The organism is Pseudoalteromonas luteoviolacea, from assembly GCF_018100925.1.
Lineage (GTDB): Bacteria > Pseudomonadota > Gammaproteobacteria > Enterobacterales > Alteromonadaceae > Pseudoalteromonas > Pseudoalteromonas obscura.
On sequence record NZ_JAGJEH010000003.1, the window covers coordinates 345,417 to 366,572 of the forward strand.

Annotated in this window: 12 protein-coding genes; 5 read left to right on the forward strand and 7 right to left on the reverse strand. The window is 41.5% G+C overall.

The window, feature by feature from the left end:
• The first annotated feature begins 83 nt into the window (after positions 1-83).
• The 4 genes from J8M00_RS07575 (at position 84) to J8M00_RS07590 (ending at position 4,978) form a co-directional block, all read left to right on the forward strand.
• Entirely contained in the window at positions 84-2,156 is a 2,073-nt protein-coding gene (locus tag J8M00_RS07575) for a TonB-dependent receptor plug domain-containing protein (RefSeq protein WP_211009691.1), read from the forward strand.
• Positions 2,157-2,292: 136 nt separating this feature from the next.
• Complete coding sequence (locus tag J8M00_RS07580) at positions 2,293-2,571, forward strand: peptidylprolyl isomerase (RefSeq protein WP_023396993.1); 279 nt, start codon at positions 2,293-2,295, stop codon at positions 2,569-2,571.
• A 128-nt stretch (positions 2,572-2,699) separates the two neighbouring features.
• Positions 2,700-2,963: a GrxA family glutaredoxin gene (locus J8M00_RS07585; protein WP_211009692.1), complete on the forward strand. Its 264-nt coding sequence runs from the start codon at positions 2,700-2,702 to the stop codon at positions 2,961-2,963.
• Between the two features lie 128 nt (positions 2,964-3,091).
• On the forward strand, positions 3,092-4,978 hold the full coding sequence (locus J8M00_RS07590; protein WP_211009693.1) for a DEAD/DEAH box helicase: 1,887 nt from the start codon (positions 3,092-3,094) through the stop codon (positions 4,976-4,978).
• A 61-nt stretch (positions 4,979-5,039) separates the two neighbouring features.
• Here the strand turns inward: J8M00_RS07590 and J8M00_RS07595 are convergent, their stop codons facing one another.
• Positions 5,040-5,876 carry a M90 family metallopeptidase gene (locus tag J8M00_RS07595; RefSeq protein WP_211009694.1) on the reverse strand — a complete coding sequence of 279 codons (837 nt, stop codon included), beginning with the start codon at positions 5,874-5,876 and terminating at the stop codon, positions 5,040-5,042.
• Between the two features lie 104 nt (positions 5,877-5,980).
• On the opposite strand from J8M00_RS07595, the gene J8M00_RS07600 reads away from it, so the two are divergent.
• The gene (locus J8M00_RS07600; RefSeq protein ID WP_211009695.1) at positions 5,981-8,311 is read left to right on the forward strand and encodes a DEAD/DEAH box helicase; all 2,331 of its coding nucleotides are present in this window, start codon (positions 5,981-5,983) and stop codon (positions 8,309-8,311) included.
• Positions 8,312-8,568: 257 nt separating this feature from the next.
• On the opposite strand, the gene J8M00_RS07605 is transcribed toward J8M00_RS07600, so the two are convergent.
• The 6 genes from J8M00_RS07605 to J8M00_RS07630 form a co-directional block, all read right to left on the reverse strand.
• A complete protein-coding gene (locus tag J8M00_RS07605) occupies positions 8,569-8,796 on the reverse strand; it encodes a hypothetical protein (protein WP_211009696.1) in 228 nt (75 codons plus the stop codon).
• A gap of 1,115 nt (positions 8,797-9,911) precedes the next feature.
• On the reverse strand, positions 9,912-10,151 hold the full coding sequence (locus J8M00_RS07610) for a hypothetical protein (protein ID WP_211009697.1): 240 nt from the start codon (positions 10,149-10,151) through the stop codon (positions 9,912-9,914).
• Positions 10,152-10,390: 239 nt separating this feature from the next.
• Entirely contained in the window at positions 10,391-13,210 is a 2,820-nt protein-coding gene (locus J8M00_RS07615; protein WP_211009698.1) for a TonB-dependent receptor domain-containing protein, read from the reverse strand.
• A gap of 632 nt (positions 13,211-13,842) precedes the next feature.
• Positions 13,843-14,274: a hypothetical protein gene (locus J8M00_RS07620; protein ID WP_211009699.1), complete on the reverse strand. Its 432-nt coding sequence runs from the start codon at positions 14,272-14,274 to the stop codon at positions 13,843-13,845.
• A 1,332-nt stretch (positions 14,275-15,606) separates the two neighbouring features.
• Positions 15,607-18,276, reverse strand: a complete 2,670-nt coding sequence (locus J8M00_RS07625; protein WP_211009700.1) for a TonB-dependent receptor plug domain-containing protein — start codon at positions 18,274-18,276, stop codon at positions 15,607-15,609.
• A gap of 495 nt (positions 18,277-18,771) precedes the next feature.
• Positions 18,772-21,144, reverse strand: a complete 2,373-nt coding sequence (locus J8M00_RS07630; protein WP_247687277.1) for a DNA polymerase II — start codon at positions 21,142-21,144, stop codon at positions 18,772-18,774.
• Positions 21,145-21,156: the final 12 nt, after the last annotated feature.

A 21,156-nucleotide genomic window follows, 5' to 3' on the forward strand; every position in this document is an offset into this window, starting at 1 on the left:
ACCCAAACCCGCAATAAATCAACGCTTTTAGTCCGTACACTGTCCCTCAAATTAATTCTCCTCACTGCCAAAGGGACTCGACGATGTTTGCTCAGCATACTCTTAAACGTTTTACTTTATCTCCTGTGGTTTTGTGTATGGCGATGGCCGCCAATGCTCAAACCAAAAATGATGACATAGAACACATTGAAGTTATCTATAAACGCAGCTCAATTACTTCAGAAATTACCGAAGACACAGAAAAACTGATTGAAATGCCTGGTGCTTTGGGAGATCCGCTACGTGCCGTTTTTGCCCTGCCCGGTGTTGTTGCTGCGGGAGGCTCCATGAGTGAGCCTGCAGTGCGAGGTTCTTCACCTAGCGATAACATGTTTGAAGTCGATTTCATGCCCGCAGGTTATATATTTCATGATTTTGGCAGCTCTATTTTTAACCGCCACATAATTCAAGATTTTCAATTATATTCTGCTGGTTACGGTGCCGGATACAGTAATGCAACTGGCGCTGTTTTTGACGTTACCTTGAGAAACCCCAAATACCAGCCCATCACGACCACGCTAGATTTCTCCATGTTTAATGCTGGATTTTTTGTCGAGGGTCAAGCTACTGAGAATACCGCGTTTTATGTATCTGGCAGAAAAAGTACCTTGCCACTATTTTTTAGCGAAGGTGAAGAGCTGGAAGATGATGATGGAGAGCCTAGCGGTGTCACTATCAACGATGCTCCTGATGACCACGACTATCAAGGCAAGTTTTTATGGGACATCAATGATAACAATACCCTCACCTTTAATTTTACGGGTGCAGAAGATTCAGCCGCTGCTGGGTTTAGTGAGCGGGCGGAACTCGCACAGAAAACACCTGAATTTCAGGGTGATGCTCGATTTATTAGAGAATTTAACAGCCAAAGTATCCTATGGGATCATTACAATAAGAAGTTTCATCTAAAAGTAGGTGTAGGTGCATTGGATCACTCTGGCAGACTCGAATATGGTAAACAACCCACGAACCTTGCAGGCTTTTACGAACAAGAAGGGGAAAAACAATATACCTACAAGGCGCGCTTAAACTATACCGTCAATAATCAACATCGTTTCGTTTTAGATGCTGCGTACTTCGATAATGAAACAACTTATGAATACGATACTTTTCAGTATCTTTGTACTGAAATAGATCCTGACTGTGATTTGAAAAAAGGCGATCGGATCAACGGTAAACGTACCATTGATTTGGACTCAGGTTTTGTTGGTATCACTCATATCTGGCAGCCACATGAAGACTGGCAGACAGAGCTTGGCTTGCAAAGCCAACACAACCGTTATACAGATGAGACCTTCACCTCGCCTCGTCTTGCGGTTAATTACTATGTTTCACCTAACAGCGTGATCAGTGCAAAAGTTGGTCGTTACAATCGCATGCAAGATGTCGAGTACATCTTGCCTGAAATTGGAAACCCCAAATTAAAATCTCAAGTTGCGACTCACAGCACACTAGGCTTTAGACAAGAATTAGAAAACGAATGGTCATGGTCAATCGAAGGCTATTACAAAACAATGGAAGACCTGCCGCTTGCTATTGATTCCGGTAGTGATGCACACCTTTTGTACAGCAACCAAGTTGAGGGGCGTGCTTATGGTGTTGACATATTAGTCAACAAAAATAAAACCGATAACTGGTACGGCTGGGTCGCGCTGAGTTACGCAAAAAGCGAACGTACTGATTTAAGACGCAATGTCACACGAGATTATTACGCTGATACACCGTTGGTCTTCAATGCAGTGCTCAACTACGACATCAATGAGTTGTGGCAAGGTGGCTTTAACTTCACCGCACGAAGTGGCCAAGCATATACACCAATTGTTGGTGTGCGAGAAAACCCGGATCACGCTGGTCGCTTTTTACCTGTATATGGTGATCCATTTTCAGAGCGCTTCAAAACCTACCATCGTCTTGATGTGCGCTTTGAAAGAAAAACCTCCGTATTTGGGTTAGATGGTAAGTTAGTATTCGAACTTATGAATGCTTATGGCCAAGACAATGTGGCCTACATCGATTTGGATTACGACAAAATTAAGTCTGTTAGTGACCTTCATATAAAAGAAGAAAATGATGATTTTGAAATGCGTCCTTCAATCGGTTTTAGCGTGACATTTTAATTCCCCTAGCCACTTGCGCTGATAAGCACAAGTGGTGTTAACCTTCCCAATAAGGCATGGCGAATAAGTAATTGCCACTTGCGTTTTTCGCCATTGCCTTGCATGATCCGTCCGTTAAACACCTCGGAGTATTATCATGCCTAAAGCCTGTGCATATCACATCTTAGTTAAAACAGAAAAAGAATGCTTAGCCATCAAAACCAAATTAGCAAAAGGTGGCGACTTTAATAAATTGGCAAAACAGCATTCAACCTGCCCTTCGAAAAAGCGAGGTGGTGACCTAGGAGAATTTAGCAAAGGAGATATGGTTAAAGCCTTCGATGACGTCGTGTTTAAAAAGCCACTGTATGAAGTACATGGACCAGTTAAAACGAAGTTTGGTTACCACTTAATTAAAACGGTGTATCGAAGTTAGAGAACACTAATAGTTTGAAGCCTATTTCAATCGAAAAAACAGATTACGTTAATAGCTTTTAATCAATTTTAATTTTGCCTCACTCAACTATACTGAGTGGCATTGAAATCACTAAGAGAGTTATTACTATGTTTACTGTTATTTTTGGTCGTGAAGGCTGTCCTTACTGTGTACGTGCAAAAGAATTGGCAACACGTTTAAAAGAAGAGCGTAATGACTTTAATTTTCGATACATTGACATAAATAAAGAAGGGATCAGTAAAGCCGATCTGGAAAAGTCAGCAGGCAAGCCTTGTAACACAGTTCCACAAATATTTGTCGACCAATCTCACATCGGTGGATTTGATGATTTTGAGGCCTATGCCAAGGCAAATTTAGGGTTATATCAATAACCCTAAAAAAAACACAGTTTATTTTTTGACCAATTTCAACCACCTACAAATTTAGTGCCAATTTATACAAGCAATTATCTTTTCTTTACTGTACAATGCCGCCTCTTTTAAATTGTTGAGGCGCATTAATGTCAGAACCAGTAACGTTTGAATCTTTAGATCTTTCTCCTGCAATCCTTAAAGCAGTCGAAGAGCTAGGGTATCAATCACCTTCTGAGATCCAGGCTCAATGTATACCGTTATTGCTAGAAAGAAAGGACGTGCTGGGACTAGCGCAAACGGGTACGGGCAAGACGGCAGCTTTCGCACTGCCGCTATTAAACAATGTTGACGCATCCGTTAAGCAACCACAAATTTTAGTACTGACTCCGACTCGTGAACTTGCACTGCAAGTTGCAGAGGCATTCGAGCAGTATGCTAAGTACACCAGAGGCGTAGAAGTACTTGCGCTATATGGTGGACAAAGCTATGGCGTGCAATTAAGTGCACTTCGCCGTGGCGCACAGATCATCGTGGCAACTCCGGGGCGTTTAATCGACCATATCAACCGTAAGACCATTGATCTATCTAACCTGAATGCATTGGTATTAGATGAAGCCGATGAAATGCTACGCATGGGCTTTATCGATGATGTTGAAAGCATCATGGAAAAAACACCAGAAGAAAAGCAAACATGTCTTTTCTCTGCAACTATGCCAAAGCAGATCCAATCTATTTGTTCTAAGTACTTAGATAACGCAGAGCAAGTAAAAATCACGCCACGTAACTCAACTGTTGACACTATTGAGCAAGTTTACTGGCGTGCAACGACACATAAAAACAAAGCAATTGTACGTTTCTTAGAAGCTGAAGATTACGATGCTTCTATCGTGTTTGTACGTACTCGTAATGATACTGTTCAGCTTGCTGAACTGCTTGAGCGTGAAGGTTTCTCTGCTGCACCGTTAAATGGTGACATGAACCAACAGGCTCGTGAGCGCACAGTTGAAAGACTGAAAAGTGGTTTACTAGACATCGTTATCGCAACAGACGTTGCTGCACGTGGTCTAGATGTTGACCGCCTAAGCCTAGTTATCAACTACGATATTCCACAAGACAGCGAAGCTTACGTTCACCGTATTGGCCGTACTGGTCGTGCAGGTCGTAAAGGTAAAGCTATCTTGTTCGTCAAAGGTAACGAGCGTTACTTGTTACGTAACATCATGCGCCATACTCGTTCAGACATTGATCAAGTAGAGCTACCAAGTGCGAAAATCGTTGAGCAAAAGCGTATCGAAGCACTGCAGAATAAGCTAAGCATGTCACTTGATCACAAAGACATCGAGTTCTTCAGTGAAGTAGCTCAAGGTCTAGGTGAAAAACTTGAACTGAGCCAAGAACAACTTGCTGCCGCACTTCTTTGCCTTGCACAGCAACAGTCTCCACTTAAAGTTGAAGAAATTAAAGTTCAACAGCGTGAGCGTCGTGACCGTGATGGCAATCGTGATCGCCGAGATGACAGACGTGGTGACCGTGGTGATAAAAAAGGCCGTCGTAACACAGGTCCAATGGATACATATCGTATTGAAGTTGGTCGTGAGCACGGTGTTCAGGTTAAGAACATTGTTGGTGCGATTGCAAACGAAGCCGATATCTCAAGTAAGTTTATCGGTGAAATCCGCTTATTTGATGAGCACAGCACAGTTCAGCTTCCTCAGGATATGCCAGCTGAGACTCTAACACACTTCCAAGGCGTTCACATTTGTCAGCGTCCAATGAAGATGACTAAGAGCACTCACCCAGCAGATCAGGCACGCGGCAATGGTAATCGCCGTGAAGGTGGTAGACGTTTTGAAGAGCGTGGTGAGCGCCGTGATGGTGGCAGACGCTTCGAAGAGCGTGGTGACCGTCGTGACGGTGGTAAGCGCAGCTTCAGAGATCCACGTAGCGACAAGCGCCGTGACGGTAACAGAGATGGTAACCGTGACAACAGACGCAAAGAGCGTGGTGAACGTAACGAAATCAACTTTTCATAAGTTGTAAACATATCTAAAAAAGCCGCTACCTTAGCGGCTTTTTTGTATTTTATGACCCGTCCTAAATCGTTCTTCCCAACCAGTCTCTGGGGTCAAATCTAAAATAGGCTACCATCAGGTTAAACAGCTCTGGATTCTCCTGTTTCAGCTCTACAGGCTTTTCAATAAAGGTTTCGGTTAATACTGCGAAATACTCGGCTTCATTGGTCGCCCCATATTCATGGATCACATGGGGCATTTGATACGCAAGTTGAGTTTTAAGTTGGCGATAGGCTCGACTCAACACATCAGCCCAATGCTGATAGCTGATTTCCTTTGGTAACTCGGGTGTACCATTCGTATTGCCAGCTTGTTGATCTAACTGATGCGCAAACTCATGAAACACTAAGTTATGCCCATCACCTGGAAGGCGGTTTCCTTCTAAAACATCGTGCCAACTAAGTACCAAGGTCCCACCAGGCCATGACTCGCCTTGCCTAACCGCCGTGTGATAGCTCACCAGTCCCGCGCTGTCTTTATTGGATTGCGGTGCGTAGTACTGACTTGGATACAACAGTACTTCTTTAACATTCGGATATAATGGCCACACTTGGTTTAAGACCAGCAGACATGCATCAGCTGCAATGATCAGTGACATTGGCCTTGTTACTTTTAAGCCATCACGGCCAATCACCCGCTTTTCACCTAAAAACCAAATAATATGCTGCTCAAGCCTATCGCGGTCAGCGTCTGTCATGTTGCGATAGATAGGCATGTAGTTAAGCAACACTTTTTTATCCGCTGGTGACAGTTTTTGTGGATGGTATTTTTTGTGCCAAAAATAGCGCTTTATGTCGTTGAGGTACCAATAGACAACCACGAACACGACTAAAAAGGCAATTAACATAAGATTTATCATATTTGCTCATTTACTGTGCTTTTTTATTTAAGTGTGTGCACCTTTGTCCCTTTTCAATCATTCTTTGATAAAATCGATAAATAAAACATCGAATATAAATTGCTATGTCACTGCCGATTGAATCTATACAGTCCGATTTTTTAACCACTATTTCCGAACAAGATGTCATTGTCACCGCAGCCACGGGCTCTGGAAAATCGACTCAGCTCCCCATTTGGGCGGCCTCCCAGGGCAAAGTACTCGTTGTTGAGCCAAGACGTATCGCTTGTACATCACTTGCGGAATATGTCGCTCATTTATGCAAAACAGAACTAGGGGGAAAAGTAGGCTACGCAATTCGTTTTGAAACTGTATTCGATACACATACAGATATCGTCTTTGTAACCCCTGGCGTTGCGCTTAGGTGGTATTTTGAAGACAAACTGGCCGCCTATTCACATATCGTATTAGATGAATTTCATGAGCGACGTTGGGACATGGATCTGCTACTTGCACTGCTCAAGCAGCATGCCCAACACCGGCTTATCCTCACTTCTGCCACGCTTAATGCACACAGCCTGAGCCGATATTTAAATGCACCAATCCTACACAGCGAAGGAAACATGTACCCCGTTGAAGAGGACTTTATAGCCAAAGACCAACGTGCAATGCCAACAAAAGACAGGCTAACAGAACGTGTAGTTACAGCATGCCAACAAGCACAAGAAGACACTGACGGTGATATTTTAGTTTTTTTGCCAGGAAAAGGGGAGATCATAGCCTGTGCGTCTGCACTAAAGCCTTTTGATGCGGTAGTGGTGCAACTCTACAGCGGTTGCTCAAAGCAAAATCAACAACTCGCACTGTCGAAACAAATGTCACAGCGTATTATATTAGCCACCAATGTAGCCGAGACTTCCTTGACCATACCTAATGTTACCTGTGTCATAGATTCAGGCCTAGAACGACGTACACATCTTAGAAATGGTAAAACTGTTTTAGGCTTAGACGCAATTGGGCGTGACTCTGCAAAACAACGCTTAGGTCGTGCAGGCCGAACACAAGCTGGTATTTGCATCCGGCTATACGGCCAATTTGCCCCACTTATTGAACGTACTCCTCCTGAAATTCAACGCGAATCACTCACAGAGTTGGTGTTAGCCGCTGGGTGCGCAGCACAAGGCGTAGATTCGTTGCCATTTATCGACTCATTACCTGATGCATCTAAACAACGAGCTCTCACGACTTTACATAATATCGGCGCAATAGATAACAAACAATGTGCCACTGAGCTTGGTAAGCTTCTCTACCCACTTCCGGTAGATGCAGAACTGGGCTTTTTGATTGCGAATATGCCCTCAGGGGCGCTCAAACAAGCTATTATCGATCTGATTGCTGTTATCTCTGTGCCTGCGCGAGTATATCAACTGCCCACGCATCTCGAACAAATAGAGCAACTAAACCTCCTGTTGCCAAACCATTGTGATATTGAGCTGGCCATTGCTATTGTTAGAGATCAAGTAGATGGCATTGTCCATATCGAACCAGAAGCACTGATGGAAGCGAAGCAGTTTAGTGAACAACTTAGAGAGGCTTTTTCACTACCAAGTCTCGAAAAAGCAGCTAGTTATGACCGTAATGCCCTCATCACCGCAATTGCTAAAGCACGCCCAGAATGGGTCTTTGTGAAGCGGCAAAACCGCAGAGGTGGCTTCGGTAATGGTAAAATTGAAGTTTCTCCTTCCAATACCTCACGTATTAATGAAAATACCAAAGCCATGTTAGTTCTCGATACGTTCGCTCTCGCCGGAAAAGGCAGCAAACAAGCCATGACAATGGCAACATTGGCTGCACCGTTGCCAATCAAAATGTTAGCCTCACAGGAGATCGGCGAGCTTATTTTTTTAGAGGCTTATATTGATCAAGGTACAATTTTTACGACTACAGCTAGACAGTATGCAGGTGTCGAGCTCTCTGTCTTCTCAAGCGTTGCTAAAGGCGAGATGCTCATCGATGCATGTACCTATCTGATTAAAAAAGGTGAGTTATTTGAGGGTCTTTATTATCAGTTAAGTAAAAATATTGCGTCACACCAACTGTACTTTGATTACTTAGCGAGGCCAAGTAATCTACCGACTGCGTGCGAATTCATCAGGGCTAAACTAGTCGAACTAGGTGTTGAATCACAGGAAGATATACAACTTATTGAAGCTGAAGACTTTAGCTTTCAGGAAGTAGATAGCTGGGAACTAGATAGGTTTATTGAAAAACACCCTCTCAATGTTACGATCCCTGAGTTAAAAATGCAGGTAACCTATTTTTTTAAAGCAAAGCGTGTGCTATTAGAACACCTTGAAGGAAAAAGAAAAGATGCCCCCAAAAAATGGGAGCTGCCAAATTTCTCTGGCTTTAAAGTTCAATATAAAAAAGCAAGCAAAGTTGTTGATATTAAATAAAACAAGTTCAAGTTAAATATTAAAAAGATTATATTTACGCCTTTAACCTATTTAATATTAACCACATAAAGACATGACTTTCTCAGAACAAATTAGAGCTTTTGTTTTCTAAAAGAAAGTCTATGACTTATCTGCAAAAGGACTTTATTGCCTCACTTTTATGATATGAATATTAATTGAAAAAACGATAGCTTTGAAGATGGGATATAATCGAATGTAGAATTATCGAGGCCTATTTTGGCCTCACTGACTTACAATCAACCACCACCTGTAAGAACACCATTGCGTTGATGCTGCCTCAATGACTCTTGAGATTCATCATGGATTAACTTTCGCTCTTTGGAGGTAGTGCAACGCTTTTTAGGAATAATAGAGCCGAGAGAGCTCACTTGTTCACAGCGATACCCATCGCCTTTCTTAGTGGTGTCACCACTACTTGCACAGCCTGCGAGGGTTGCAGCCATTACTAATGCTAACACTTTCATTATAACACTCCTTATTTATTCGATTACAGTTAACCATTTAAAATTATTACTAACACTATTCCCTGTCAACAAAAAAACCGACACCAGTAAATTATATAAATTAGTTAATAAAAAGCATGCTGAATTAAACATTAATAAATAAAAACAAAAGCTTGCCGTGATTGATAAACACAGGCGAATATATGAGAAAAACCAGCTCTCTAATGCTCGCAGGTGCTAAGTTAAGCGGAACTAAAGCCTTGATCAGAATACGTACCTTCATAGGCTACCACGCAGCCTTCTGCACCACGAAGTAACGTTTAGCCGATCTTTGTAAAACACACTGCTAATAACAACAGTGATGTGTATACCCTCAAAGCTAAATTAGTCGATTTTGTAGCAGGAACCTTGAACTGTATGTTGGTAATTGTGAGCAAAGGATACCAAGATACCTCTGCGTCCAGTAAGTAAAGTTATAGAGATTCAAGAACCGCTGTATTGATTACTTGGTTACACTAAACGACTCATCAAGACGAAAGTTAATTTAGCTAGAACTAAGTCAATGTAAAATATTTAAGTAATTAAAATTCAATATTTTAGCTTACTGGAGATGAATAGCTGAAAGCAAGTTCGACTTATCGCCTCTCCTTTTGGAGAGTTTTGGCAGCTGAGGAAAAAAGAGTAAGGCCGCTGATATAAAATAAACTTAAAGAACCACATAAAATATTAAAACTTTCATATATTATTATATATACCCTTTAATATTAACAACATAACCTCCACCTTTAAGAAAGCCTAAACTATATTTTCATCTAATGACTAAAGATCAAATATACCTAACATCTTGAGTTCAGAAAAAATGATATTTTTTCTTTCACATATTCCATAAAAAGCCACAACCTGAAAGGGATTACATACAAAAGGAACGCTTAATTCTTTTCTTTGGTTATGAAATAAAAGTGGCTAGTTAAGAGATGATTTTATTACCTAACGTTTGTGAAATGAATTTAAATAAGTGAAATAGCTAGGCCACAAAAGCTTTATAGAGATGGGTATGAGCCGAGTGTAGAACAGAGAAGGGAATGAGCCAAATGCAGAACAGAGAGGTCCATTAAGACCTCACAAATTCATAAAATTTACCTTCCATCACCACCGCCAGAAAGCGTCCCGTTACGCTGATGCTGCCTTAAAGACTCTTTAGACTCTTCTCGGATTAGTTTTCTTTGTTTCGATGTTGTACAACGCTTTTTAGGAATGATAGAGCCTAATGAGCTCACCTGTTCACAACGATACCCATCATCTTTTTTAGCTGTTGTGTCGCCACTACTTGCGCAGCCTGCAAGAGTTACCGCCATTACTAATGCTAACACTTTCATTATAACACTCCATATTTATTTAATTATAGTTAACCATTTTAAAGTATTACTAATACTGTTATTTGTCAATATAAAATCCAATACTAATTAATCATATAAATTGATTTATAATAAAAAAGAGCAATACATTAATATTAATATATAAAATAAAGACTTACTTGAATTGATATAATGGCAGGAGAAATAAAAAAAGCCCGCTCTCTTTTGAGAGCGGGCTTATTATTCTAAATTACACTAGATTAGAATGTGTAGTCTAGGCTTAGGTAGTAAGTACGAAGGTACTGGTCATAGTAACGACCTTCATAACCTACTAAGTGACCTTCTGCATCACCAAGTGACATTGGAGGCTCTTTATCAAATAGGTTGTTAACACCAACAGTGATGTTCATGTTCTCGAAACCACGGTAGTCGATTTTGTAATCAACAGTCATGTGTGAAGGAACTTTGAACTGAACGTCAGCAGTAACGAACTGAGTTGAACCTACACCTTGGTCATTGTAAACAACTTCAGTTTCTGCATTAGCAATTGTACCTACACCAACAGTAGATGCTTGGTCATGCCAGCCAGATCTGTACTTCATACGTAATGTGTGAGCGAAGTCACCGTGTGTAAGTACATTTTGGATATTGATGATGTTACGGAAAACAACATCTTGGTCAACACCGTAACGACCTAAGCTGCTAGCCCACTCGTACGGGAATACACCTGCAAGAGTGTACTCTGACTTATCCATGTAAGTACCCTGAACCATAGTCTTCAGTTCACCGAATGAAAGGTCATTTGTTAGCATGACTTTCCAGTCAAAACCAGCACTCTTACTTTCACCAATGTTGATTGGTGCAGTGATAACACTTAGAAGCGTGTTAGTTGGGTCAGAACGGTCTGTTCTAAGAACGAAACGCTCGTCAAATAGTTGTGGGTTTGCAAACATGTAGTTCTGGTCAGGACGCTGAACCATGTCTTCAATGTTTACTTGCCAGTAGTCTAGCTCAAACGTGAAATCAGTAGTTGGTGAGTAAACAAAACCAATTGAGCTTTGCTTAGACGTCTCAGGAGATAGAGTGCTACTACCTAGGTTGAAACGTTGATACTGTAGTGCGCCCGGAGGACAGAACTGAGCACGTGAATCAGATGCTGGTAGTGGACAGCTGTACGGAGCAGTTGTTACACCGAAAGATGTCTCAGGCTCAGCAATCTGTAGTAATGATGCAGCTTTGAAACCAGTACCGTATGAAGCACGGAATACTAGGCTATCAGTTGGTGAGTAACGTAAGCTGATTTTGTACGTAGTGTCATTTTCAGAATCGTTAACTTTACCACCGTTCATTGTGTCTTCAACAGCACCGATGTTATCGTAACGAACTGCAACGTTTGCGCTTAGCTCATCAAGAACAGGGATTTGTAATTCTGCAAACACACCGTAAGTAGAACGCTCTAGTTCATAGTCGAAGTCACCACCGCCGTCACCAAAACGTGCGTTGCTGATGTTTGCTTCTGAACGAACAACTTTGTATGAGTTTGTACGGTAGTCTGCACCGTAACCGATGTAAGCTTCACCAGCAGGTAGTTCAAAAATAGCTTGAGACGCTTTGAAGTCAAAAGATAGAGACTCAGTAGTCGTTGTATCTTCAAGTGCACGGTACTGTGAATCTTCTAGCGCTGCTACAGCTGCTTCATTTTGAGCAAAGTCTTCAGGAGTAAGGAAGATATCAATTAGACCACTACGGATGTTCTCAACAAACTTCTCAGCGTTGTAGTAACCGTTAGTTAGCGTCTGAGTTCTTTCTGAACGAGAGTAAACAACAGCTGTGTTGAAATCGATAGTATCAGCAATTGTGCCTTCTAAACCAACGATAGTGTTAAGTGAATCAGTTTCCCACTCAGTAGTACGGTTACCACCTGGAAGTGCTCTCCAACGACCACGGAATGTATCAACACCTGATGCAAGCTGCTCTGCAGTTAAGTTAGGAACAACGTACTTGTCGTATAGAACACTCTCTGTACCGATATTAATGTTACCAGTAGGGTTTGGCGCGATACGTGGCGTCATTAGGTAGTTTGTAAATGCAACTGTAGAGAATAAGTTCATGTCATCAGTTAAGATGAAATCACCTTGAAGCATTAGTGACGTACGCTCGTCTTCTGGAACGATTTCTAGAGTACTAGTGTAGTCAAATGAACAGAAGTTGCTACCTGGTGCGAATGCGTTATCTGGCGCACACTTGTTACCATTTGAAAGTGCATATGGAGTAAATGCAACGTTTGAACCGTCATTTAAACCAACAAAAGCGTTACCAGGGATAGCGTTTGAAGAACCCTGAACGTCATAGTACTGATTGCCGTTATGAGTGAACTCAAGTAGACCAGTCTTCGCGAAGTCACGGTCTTTTGAACGTAGAGATTCACGTGTGTCGTGGCTTAGTGAAGCAACGATTGTGAAGCCGTCAGAATCTAGGTCACCAAAACCAGTTACAACACTTAGGTTAACTGATTCAGCGCCATCTTTTGGACGGTCAGTACGTGCAGCGATTGTTGTACCGTCAACTTCTTTTTTAGTGATGAAGTTGATTACACCAGCGATTGCATCTGAACCGTATAGTGCTGATGCACCATCAGTTAGAACGTCAACACGCTCGATCGCAGCAAGTGGAATTGTGTTTAAGTCGATTGAGTTGCCTGAACCAGATGGAGCAAGACGACGACCATTTAATAATACTAGAGTATATTGCTCACCAATACCTCTTAGTGATGCAGTTGACGTACCGCCACCGCCGCCACCAACAGATGATACAGGAGTTGTGAAACCCTGCATTGATGGGATTTGAGCTACAAGATCAGGAACAGACGTTACACCTGTCGCTTTGATATCTTCAGCTGTGATCACGTTGATAGGTAGAGCACCAGCAAGGTCAGAACCTTTGATACTAGAACCTGTGATTTCAATTTTTTCAATTTCTTCGCCGTCAGCTGCGTTAGCGTTTGTCGCAATAGCTGTCGCTGAAACAGCACCAAAAGCGATCGCTAAGCGAACTGCTTTTGAGATCTTACTATTTAACATTCAATTTCTCCCTGGGCTTTTTTGGAAAAGCTATTATTTTAATCTTGCCTTCAATACGAGGTTAAACACGTTACTATTTTGTGTACCTCATATGTAACAACGCAAGTATAGTAACCACAAAGTAAATACTCATGCAAGCTTGTAAAAACCAGTTAATACGAGCAACAATTGCAATAACTACAATTAAAAAATAACACAAAATAAAAATAGAAAGCAAGCGTATCCTTTTGGGTAACTCTGGAAAGCCCAACCAACAATCAAGATGAAGCATGTAGAAAAACCAAAATAAAACAAAAAGGCAACTAAAAAACAACCACATAAACAAAGCAAAACCAAAAGAAATATTTCAAAGGCAAACAACAATTTACAAATAAAATATTCCAACAACATGAAATCAAACAGGAGTGGAGACCAGAAAACAAACAACCACAAAAACAAAATAGAAACAAAAAAAACAAAAAAGGAACTAACAATCCCAAAAAACACAACAAAACAAATGAAAAAAAACCTCCTTATACAGGTTTTTTTAGACAAATTTATTTCAAGTAGATACTTAAGCTACAAGACATCTATTTTTTTTACACAAAACAGGTAAGGCTACTTATGAATAAGGTCATAAAAGAGGCCATTTGTTAGTACGTTCTTGTAAATAAGTAACAGGCTTTAACCCAATCAGAGCCAAGTCTTTGAAATTTTGGAGTGTAATCAGCTTGTGAGTAGCAGCTACGGGTGTACATGTCAGCATAGCAAGGCTCGCAACCAATCTTATGACTAATAACTTGATTCAGTGATAAAGGTGGGGGCTGTAAAACAGGAGCATGCTTTTGAATAACACGACCATTAAGTGTGCCAGTCCGGTCGCCAATTGTATTAACGTAGAGACCTACGTCTACCGTTTCACCTGTACAACCACTGCGAACTTCGACGTTTAAGCCGTGGATGAAGTCATTATGTATAAACGCACTGTTGAAGTTAACGATGCGATGGTAAGTAACCGTTTCGATATGTGCAACTCTACCCAAACTAATATTATCATTAAACTGCACATAGATTGTCACTTTCAAACATACAAGCCCTTATTAACAGAGGCGCAAATATACCGAAATAAAAAACCTGAAGTGAAGCCAAAGTTCCTATTGCCTGAGTAGTAGCAACACTAAAACTTTTGCCTCGACCATATAACCCAAGAAACCCACCGTTTACTGGTTTGGATTACATTACTGAATACGTCACACTGAAGCTAGCCGGAATCACAGCGTCTGCGAATTCTCTCCCAAGACGGCTTGTTGAAGCCATTACTCCAAACTCAAGATAAAGCGCCGTGACTTTGCTCATTGTTGCCATTTTTAAACCAGTCCTATACAAAACTATGATGCTGTTGCATACTGCTTCTATATCACCATTTGCAGATACTATACTGCCTTGGATGAACAAGTTGTTACGCTCACTCTAAGACAGCAACTCTGGTATGCCGCTGTAGTTGAACTGACACATTTTCTAAAGCTGAATTTATATAGGCATGAACCTTATAAATCTTCGTACGCTTTAGCCGCCTGTATCACGACAAAAAGTTGTTTTTCTGTGCCGCCTTTTAAGCGCCTCAACACGCTTGACTAACGGCGGAGAAATTGAGCTGATATCAATACTAGAACAGAGCCTTAAGACACTATGCAACTGCTTGTCACTAGTAAAAGTGTATTGTTAGCACCGAATCAGGTTGCACAGCAGCTTGAATAGCACCACCACTAGTAGATTCCCCCGCCGCATTCAGGTTACGCCTGACATAGCGATATCAGCTGCGTCGATGATGGTAACTGGCTGCACATTTTTACGGTCAGCTCATCTATTTCGTTAGCGTACCCAGTAACGCAGCCCTTAGCACTTTCCTTCACCGACTCTGTTAAATGGTTTTAATTATATTAAAGGTACGAACTGATGCCTTACTTCCTCGTTAGAAGCGCGCCAACAGTTGTCAAAAAAATTCTGCAAAAGCGTCAAGCTAATGCATCTAAAGCGCTTTTATTTTTAATCAAATAGAAAAACAAATTGAAACTATAACAAATAGACGAGTCTTAATTCGAAAAGGGTCATTAGAGAGCACTCAACACGCTATTGATATGCCGAAATGAGCTTTGCGCTCAAAGTGGATACAAAAAACATGCATGGACCTGATTTTAACAAAAGTCAGTATTGTTGAGCCTGCCTTATCAGTAAGAAAAACCCTTGCGATCAAGTAAGCGACTCATAGATGGATTTTAACTTGCTGAAAATCAATGTGAAAGAACCAGTGCTCGTTTGTTCAGAACGCAGACTTAATAGGGGAAACTCAACATTTAAGCAGCCAAGTACAAAAAAGCCCCGCATAAAGCGGGGCTTGATTAAATTAACTAAGCAACTTAGAAGCTGATGCTGTAACCTGCAAACAATTCGCGACCGATATGGCCCGCATTGTACATTGCGTCATCAATCCATTTGCCTTTACTATCTAGTAAAACACCCTTATCGAATAGGTTACGTGCGCCTACTGTGAATGTACCGTAGCTCTCAGTGAAGTATTTCACATTCAAGTTATGTGTAACATAAGTAGGTACGTCACCTGAGTAAACGATGTAAGGGTTGCCTGTTGAATCAACTTGAACCACATCGCTCTCATGAGTGCCAGCGATAATATCAGTTGTCCAGTTTACAGAGAAGCTATCAGCAGAGTAGTTAACTGAAAGCTGAGAACGCCAATCTGGCTGATCTGGAGCACCTTTTTGGTCACTCATAGGGCCAGAGAAGTATACGTCTTCACCAACTTCTGTTAATAGTGTTGTTACTTTCTTAAACTTAAACTCACCGAAGCTTGTGTCTAGGTTGTAAGACAAGTCAATGTCAAAACCTTTACGTGACATGAATGAGCCATTTGCATATTGTGTGTGAGAGTAGCCTTCTATCGCGCCATTCGCAGCACGGCTTAATTTCACCTCAGGGAACTTAGCATAAACTTCATCAAGCTTGTTGCCGTTTTCAATATGAACAAGGTCTTGGATTGTGATTAATGAAATTACATTGTCAATTTCAAGCTCAAAGTAATCCACCTTAATCGCAACATCTTCAAAACCAGAATACACAACACCTAAGTTGATATACGTAGATTCTTCTGCGCCTAGGTTTTCATTACTCTTTCTTAACTCATTATATGCACTTTGCGGGCAGTTTAGATACGCTTCGCGAACTTGGTCTTCACTTGCACCAGCCGGTAGACCATTTTTACATGCTACATAATCAGTAGTCGTTGGGCTACCCTCTGATTCAGCACCATATAGCTCTTTAAGCGTTGGCGCACGGAAACCTTCTGAGTATGAACCACGAACTAGTAGGTCATCAAATGGACGGTACTCAAGTTTAACACTTGGGTTACCTACACTACCAAAGTCACTGTAGTCGTCATAACGGTATGCCGCACTTACAATTAGGTTATCAAGAATTGGGAAGGCTACTTCGTAGAATAAAGCAGTCACATCACGCTCACCCATACCTGAAGCACCCGCGTTACCACCAACTAGTTTCGCATCACTTTGTGCATCAAACTTTGAGTCTAAAACTTCTTCGAAGTACTCACCACCAACATAGTGACTGATCATACCGCCAGGAAGCTCACCAAACTCGAAACCAAGACCAGCGAAGAAGTGATCTAGGTCGCTTTGACTTTCGACATACGTTGTCGCACGCATGTTATTGATACCTTGCTCAGAACCCATATCAATATTTTCTTGCGCATTGTATGCTAGGCCTGCATAGCTTAAGTAGTAACGACCCGCAGTACGGTAGTCAAGGCGTGCTTTGTGATATGACACTTCCCACTCAGCTGTATCACCAAACATACCTTTAAGGCCTAATAAGTAGTCTTGCTGATAATCGGTTACTTCACCATCACGGTTGCCCAGTTGGTACCAGCGGAACTTACCCTTAGCAGTTTCATCAAGTGGGTTGTGTTCATTGTCTGCCGACATATTTGCCCACGGTGCCGCAGCTGGTGCATAACGACCAAAAGAGTCATTGCGGCTGAACATACCACGTGCGTAAAGCTCGATATCATCAGTTAGTTCATACGCAAGGCTAGTCATGATTGAGTCACGCTTTGTCGACGCCATGTTTGCTGATACATCTGCAAATGCATAACCACATACTTCGCCGTTACCGATACCGCCATTGCCTGTACCTTGGTCAAGGATACCAACGAAACCAGGTACAGTGTTCTTCAACTCATTACACTTTGGTGATGCGTGATGGTTGCCTTTACTATCTACAACAGTCGCACCAAAAACGCTAATACCTGTCGTTTCATCACCAAGTGAAATTACACCGTCACCGTTTTTATCTTCCCATGTTGCTTTGGTGTAGTCACGGTCGCGGTCGAAGATAGCGCGACGCTCTTGGTGGTCATATACAAATGTAATGTTACCTTTGTCTGAACTTACACCAAACGACAGTGACATTTGCTTAGTCTCGCCGCCATCAGCTTCTGGGCGACCTACTTGAATATCAAATGCCGCACCTTCAAAGTCTTTCTTAAGAATTACGTTGATAACACCTGCAATTGCGTCAGAACCATAAATAGCAGATGCGCCGTCTTTAAGAATTTCAATACGCTCTACCGCCGCCATAGGGATTGAGCTTAGGTTTGCACCACCGGCATTAAGTGATGGAGAACCACCAAGACGCTTGCCATCTACCAACACTAGCGTACGACCTGCACCAGCACCTAAAAGGCTAACAGTACTTTGTGACTGTCCACTGTTACCTGAACTTGGAGCAACAGAGCCAAAGCTGTTAGAGGTAACACTTTGTAGTGCTTCAGCAACAGATACACGGCCTTGATTTTCAAAATCAGCTGTCGTGATTACTTCAACTGGGCTTGCACCTTCCATATCAACGCGCTTGATACGTGAGCCTGTGACTTCAATACGCTCTACTTTTTCTGCACCTTCTGCAGCTACTGCATTCGCTGCAAAAGCAGCTGAAGAAGCAGCACCCAATGCTAGTGCGATACGCACTGCCTTAGTTACTTTAGTGTTCAACATGTGATTCTCCCTGGGCCTACCTTGTCTTGGTAAGCTTGAGTTTTATAAGTCTTTATTTCTGGCTCTAAGTGGCCTGTTTTGAAATTTCGGCAGGGATACTAATCGCCACGCATGTTAAACGTCAAACAAGAGAGAGTTAACACTCACTAACAAGATTTAAACAGCAAGACCTCTATTTTTAATAATGTTTTGAAGTTAATAAACACTTACTCCAATATGAATTAATTTTTTAATTAATTTCACAGCCCAAGCGTGCAATAAAAAAACAACTTTGGCTTGAGGCAAAAAAAGCAAGCGCGAATCACGTTAAAAAAAATATTTTTATTTTTATTTTAAATGCCTAATAATTAATCTGAAAAATCAAATCAATACAATTAGTTTGCATAAATCGGACTTGAAATTTACATCGCTGCAAAAGCAATTTTATCGATTGACTAACTGTTGTGCGGTAAAATCTCGAATATTACAAAGCAATAAAAAGTTGCTTCTTGAGATTTACAAATCAAGAGAGCGCTGCCCTGCCAAATTAATGGTATTCTCATCAACGTTCGGCAACATTTTGTAGATTGGTAATATTTGCTTTTCTATATAGTGGGTATAATCGAGCAATTTAAGTTCTTTAATGTACAACTGTGGACCTGATTGGCTGATGAAATAAGCTATTTGGCTGCCTTTACCAAGACCGTTGACATATCCTAGCCTCGTCGCCTCTTTCGCAGCTCGAACATGAGGAGGTATATTTTTAACATAGGCATCCAGAGGTTTGCCTAAACGTTTTTTATAAATGAGCTTATCATCAACACTACCTGACGTGATCAAAGCAATGTAATGCTCGGTCACCTCTGTCACACTTTGACCATCAAATAATGCCCTTATCACCGCTTGCTGATACTCTTTAGAAATGGTTGTCCAGTCACTACGCACTGTTTCCATACCTTTAAAAACAAGTTCATGCTCACCATTTTTTTCAATTTGACCCACATAGCGCTTCTTTGACCCTGTCTCTTGGCCACGAATAGTTGGCATAAAGAATGGGTGATAATGAGTTTCAAACTCAATCTCCAAAAAGCTCTGTAAATGATATTTTTCACTTAACTCTTTTTCCCAGCGCGTGTTTATCTCATGCATCAAGCTTTTCCCCAGATCTAGGCAAGCTTGGTGTGAAAATGTGTCTGGTGCTTTAACAAAGGTCGAGTCTGTATCGCCATATATGACTTCGTAGCCCAACTCTTCGATCCAACGCCGTGTTGTTTGCATTATTTCATGACCGCGCATCGTAATTGAACTAGACAGCCGAGGGTCATAAAAACGACACCCCTTTGAGCCAAGCACACCATATAAACTATTCATAATAATCTTAATGGCCTGTTGCAACATATGCTCACCATCTTGTTTGGCGCGGTGGCGGGCAGCCCAAAGCTGCTCGACCAACTCTGGTAAATGATGGTGTACCCGGGAGAACAGCCCTTTATTGAAACCGGGAATAGCATCGTAAGTGTTTCGGCCTCCTTCAATAAGTCCCATTGGGTCAATACAAAATGTGCGAATGATGGATGGATATAGGCTTTTAAAATCAAGCACTAAAACATTTTGGTAAAGCCCTGGCTTTGAATCCATCACATAACCACCTGGGCTATCGAAATTCAACCCGTGCTCGCCGAGGTTTGGCGCAATGTAACCACTACGATGCAATGGGGGTAAATATAGGTTGGTGAAAGCCGCGACCGACCCGCCCATGCGCTCAAGCTCGAGGCCGGTTAATCGCGTTCTGGCTATCGCAAAGTCCAGTAAAGACTGTTGTTGGAAAATATCCCATACAAGAATGCAGTCTTCTAAATTATATTTGGCTAGGCTGGTCTTATCTTCGTGAAATTGCCTAACGATCTCTTCTAATCGGTCATCTTGACCAATCAGCTTTTCTCGACCTAAAACTGACTTAGCAACAAAGCTTAATTTAAAGGTTTCAAAGTGGTATGTTGCATTTTTCATAGTATCAATACCATCGATAACTACCCGCCCGGGGATCAGCACTCGGGTGAAATTACCGCTTGATACTTGCATAGCATCACCATCGCGGCCAATATTTAAAGAGACACCTAACGCCTGTGCTCGCTCGTGTAGTACCACACAATCAAAATCAATGACGTTCCAGCCAATCAGTACATCAGGGTTTAGCTGATTGATAAGCTCTTGCAGCGTATTCAGCAGTGATATTTCATCTTCAACCCAAATAATATTGATATCACTCGGTTCGGGATCTCCAATCATAATCACGACTTTTTCCGACTGCGTTACAAGGCCGACAGAAAATAAAACGCCATCTCCACTACACTCAATATCCAAAGACAACATATTTAACTGTGGTATAAAGGAAGGATGTGCTTTTAATTTAGCATTGTGTAATTCAAGGTAGCCGTTACCTTGTTTTGATACGCCTGTAACCCAAACGCTACCTTTGATATAACGCTCCATTAAATACCTATCGGCATGGCGAATATCTTCTTCATATAATGGCACATGTCCGTTAAGCGTTTCTTTGGCTAAATAAAAGTCACTTAAACTTGAAAAATATAGCGCTACAATTTGGGACTGATCAAAATGTTTAAGTGGCACTTGAGCAAGTTGAAATTGGCAATTAACCTGATTTAAACGCGTTTTTACAATGTCTTGGTGTATTTGCTTAACAAAAAACACACTTTTTTCATGTTCAACAAACGCCTTAATTGCACCCTGTTGTGTCTTTAACCAATAACACAAGCGCGTCTTACCTTTATATGAAGTTTGCTGCCGAGACAAAATAAAGCCCGGATATACTGCTTGTGCCAATTGTGAACCCCGCCTAAAATACACCCCTGTAATTATATCCATACTTTTTTGCTT

Bases quoted from the DNA above. Each gene is read 5' to 3' on its own strand.
- J8M00_RS07575 (WP_211009691.1), top strand. From the start codon at position 84: ATGTTTGCTCAGCATACTCTTAAACGTTTTACTTTATCTCCTGTGGTT.
- J8M00_RS07580 (WP_023396993.1), top strand. From the start codon at position 2,293: ATGCCTAAAGCCTGTGCATATCACATCTTAGTTAAAACAGAAAAAGAA.
- J8M00_RS07585 (WP_211009692.1), top strand. From the start codon at position 2,700: ATGTTTACTGTTATTTTTGGTCGTGAAGGCTGTCCTTACTGTGTACGT.
- J8M00_RS07590 (WP_211009693.1), top strand. From the start codon at position 3,092: ATGTCAGAACCAGTAACGTTTGAATCTTTAGATCTTTCTCCTGCAATC.
- J8M00_RS07595 (WP_211009694.1), bottom strand. From the start codon at position 5,876: ATGATAAATCTTATGTTAATTGCCTTTTTAGTCGTGTTCGTGGTTGTC.
- J8M00_RS07600 (WP_211009695.1), top strand. From the start codon at position 5,981: ATGTCACTGCCGATTGAATCTATACAGTCCGATTTTTTAACCACTATT.
- J8M00_RS07605 (WP_211009696.1), bottom strand. From the start codon at position 8,796: ATGAAAGTGTTAGCATTAGTAATGGCTGCAACCCTCGCAGGCTGTGCA.
- J8M00_RS07610 (WP_211009697.1), bottom strand. From the start codon at position 10,151: ATGAAAGTGTTAGCATTAGTAATGGCGGTAACTCTTGCAGGCTGCGCA.
- J8M00_RS07615 (WP_211009698.1), bottom strand. From the start codon at position 13,210: ATGTTAAATAGTAAGATCTCAAAAGCAGTTCGCTTAGCGATCGCTTTT.
- J8M00_RS07625 (WP_211009700.1), bottom strand. From the start codon at position 18,276: ATGTTGAACACTAAAGTAACTAAGGCAGTGCGTATCGCACTAGCATTG.
- J8M00_RS07630 (WP_247687277.1), bottom strand. From the start codon at position 21,144: ATGGATATAATTACAGGGGTGTATTTTAGGCGGGGTTCACAATTGGCA.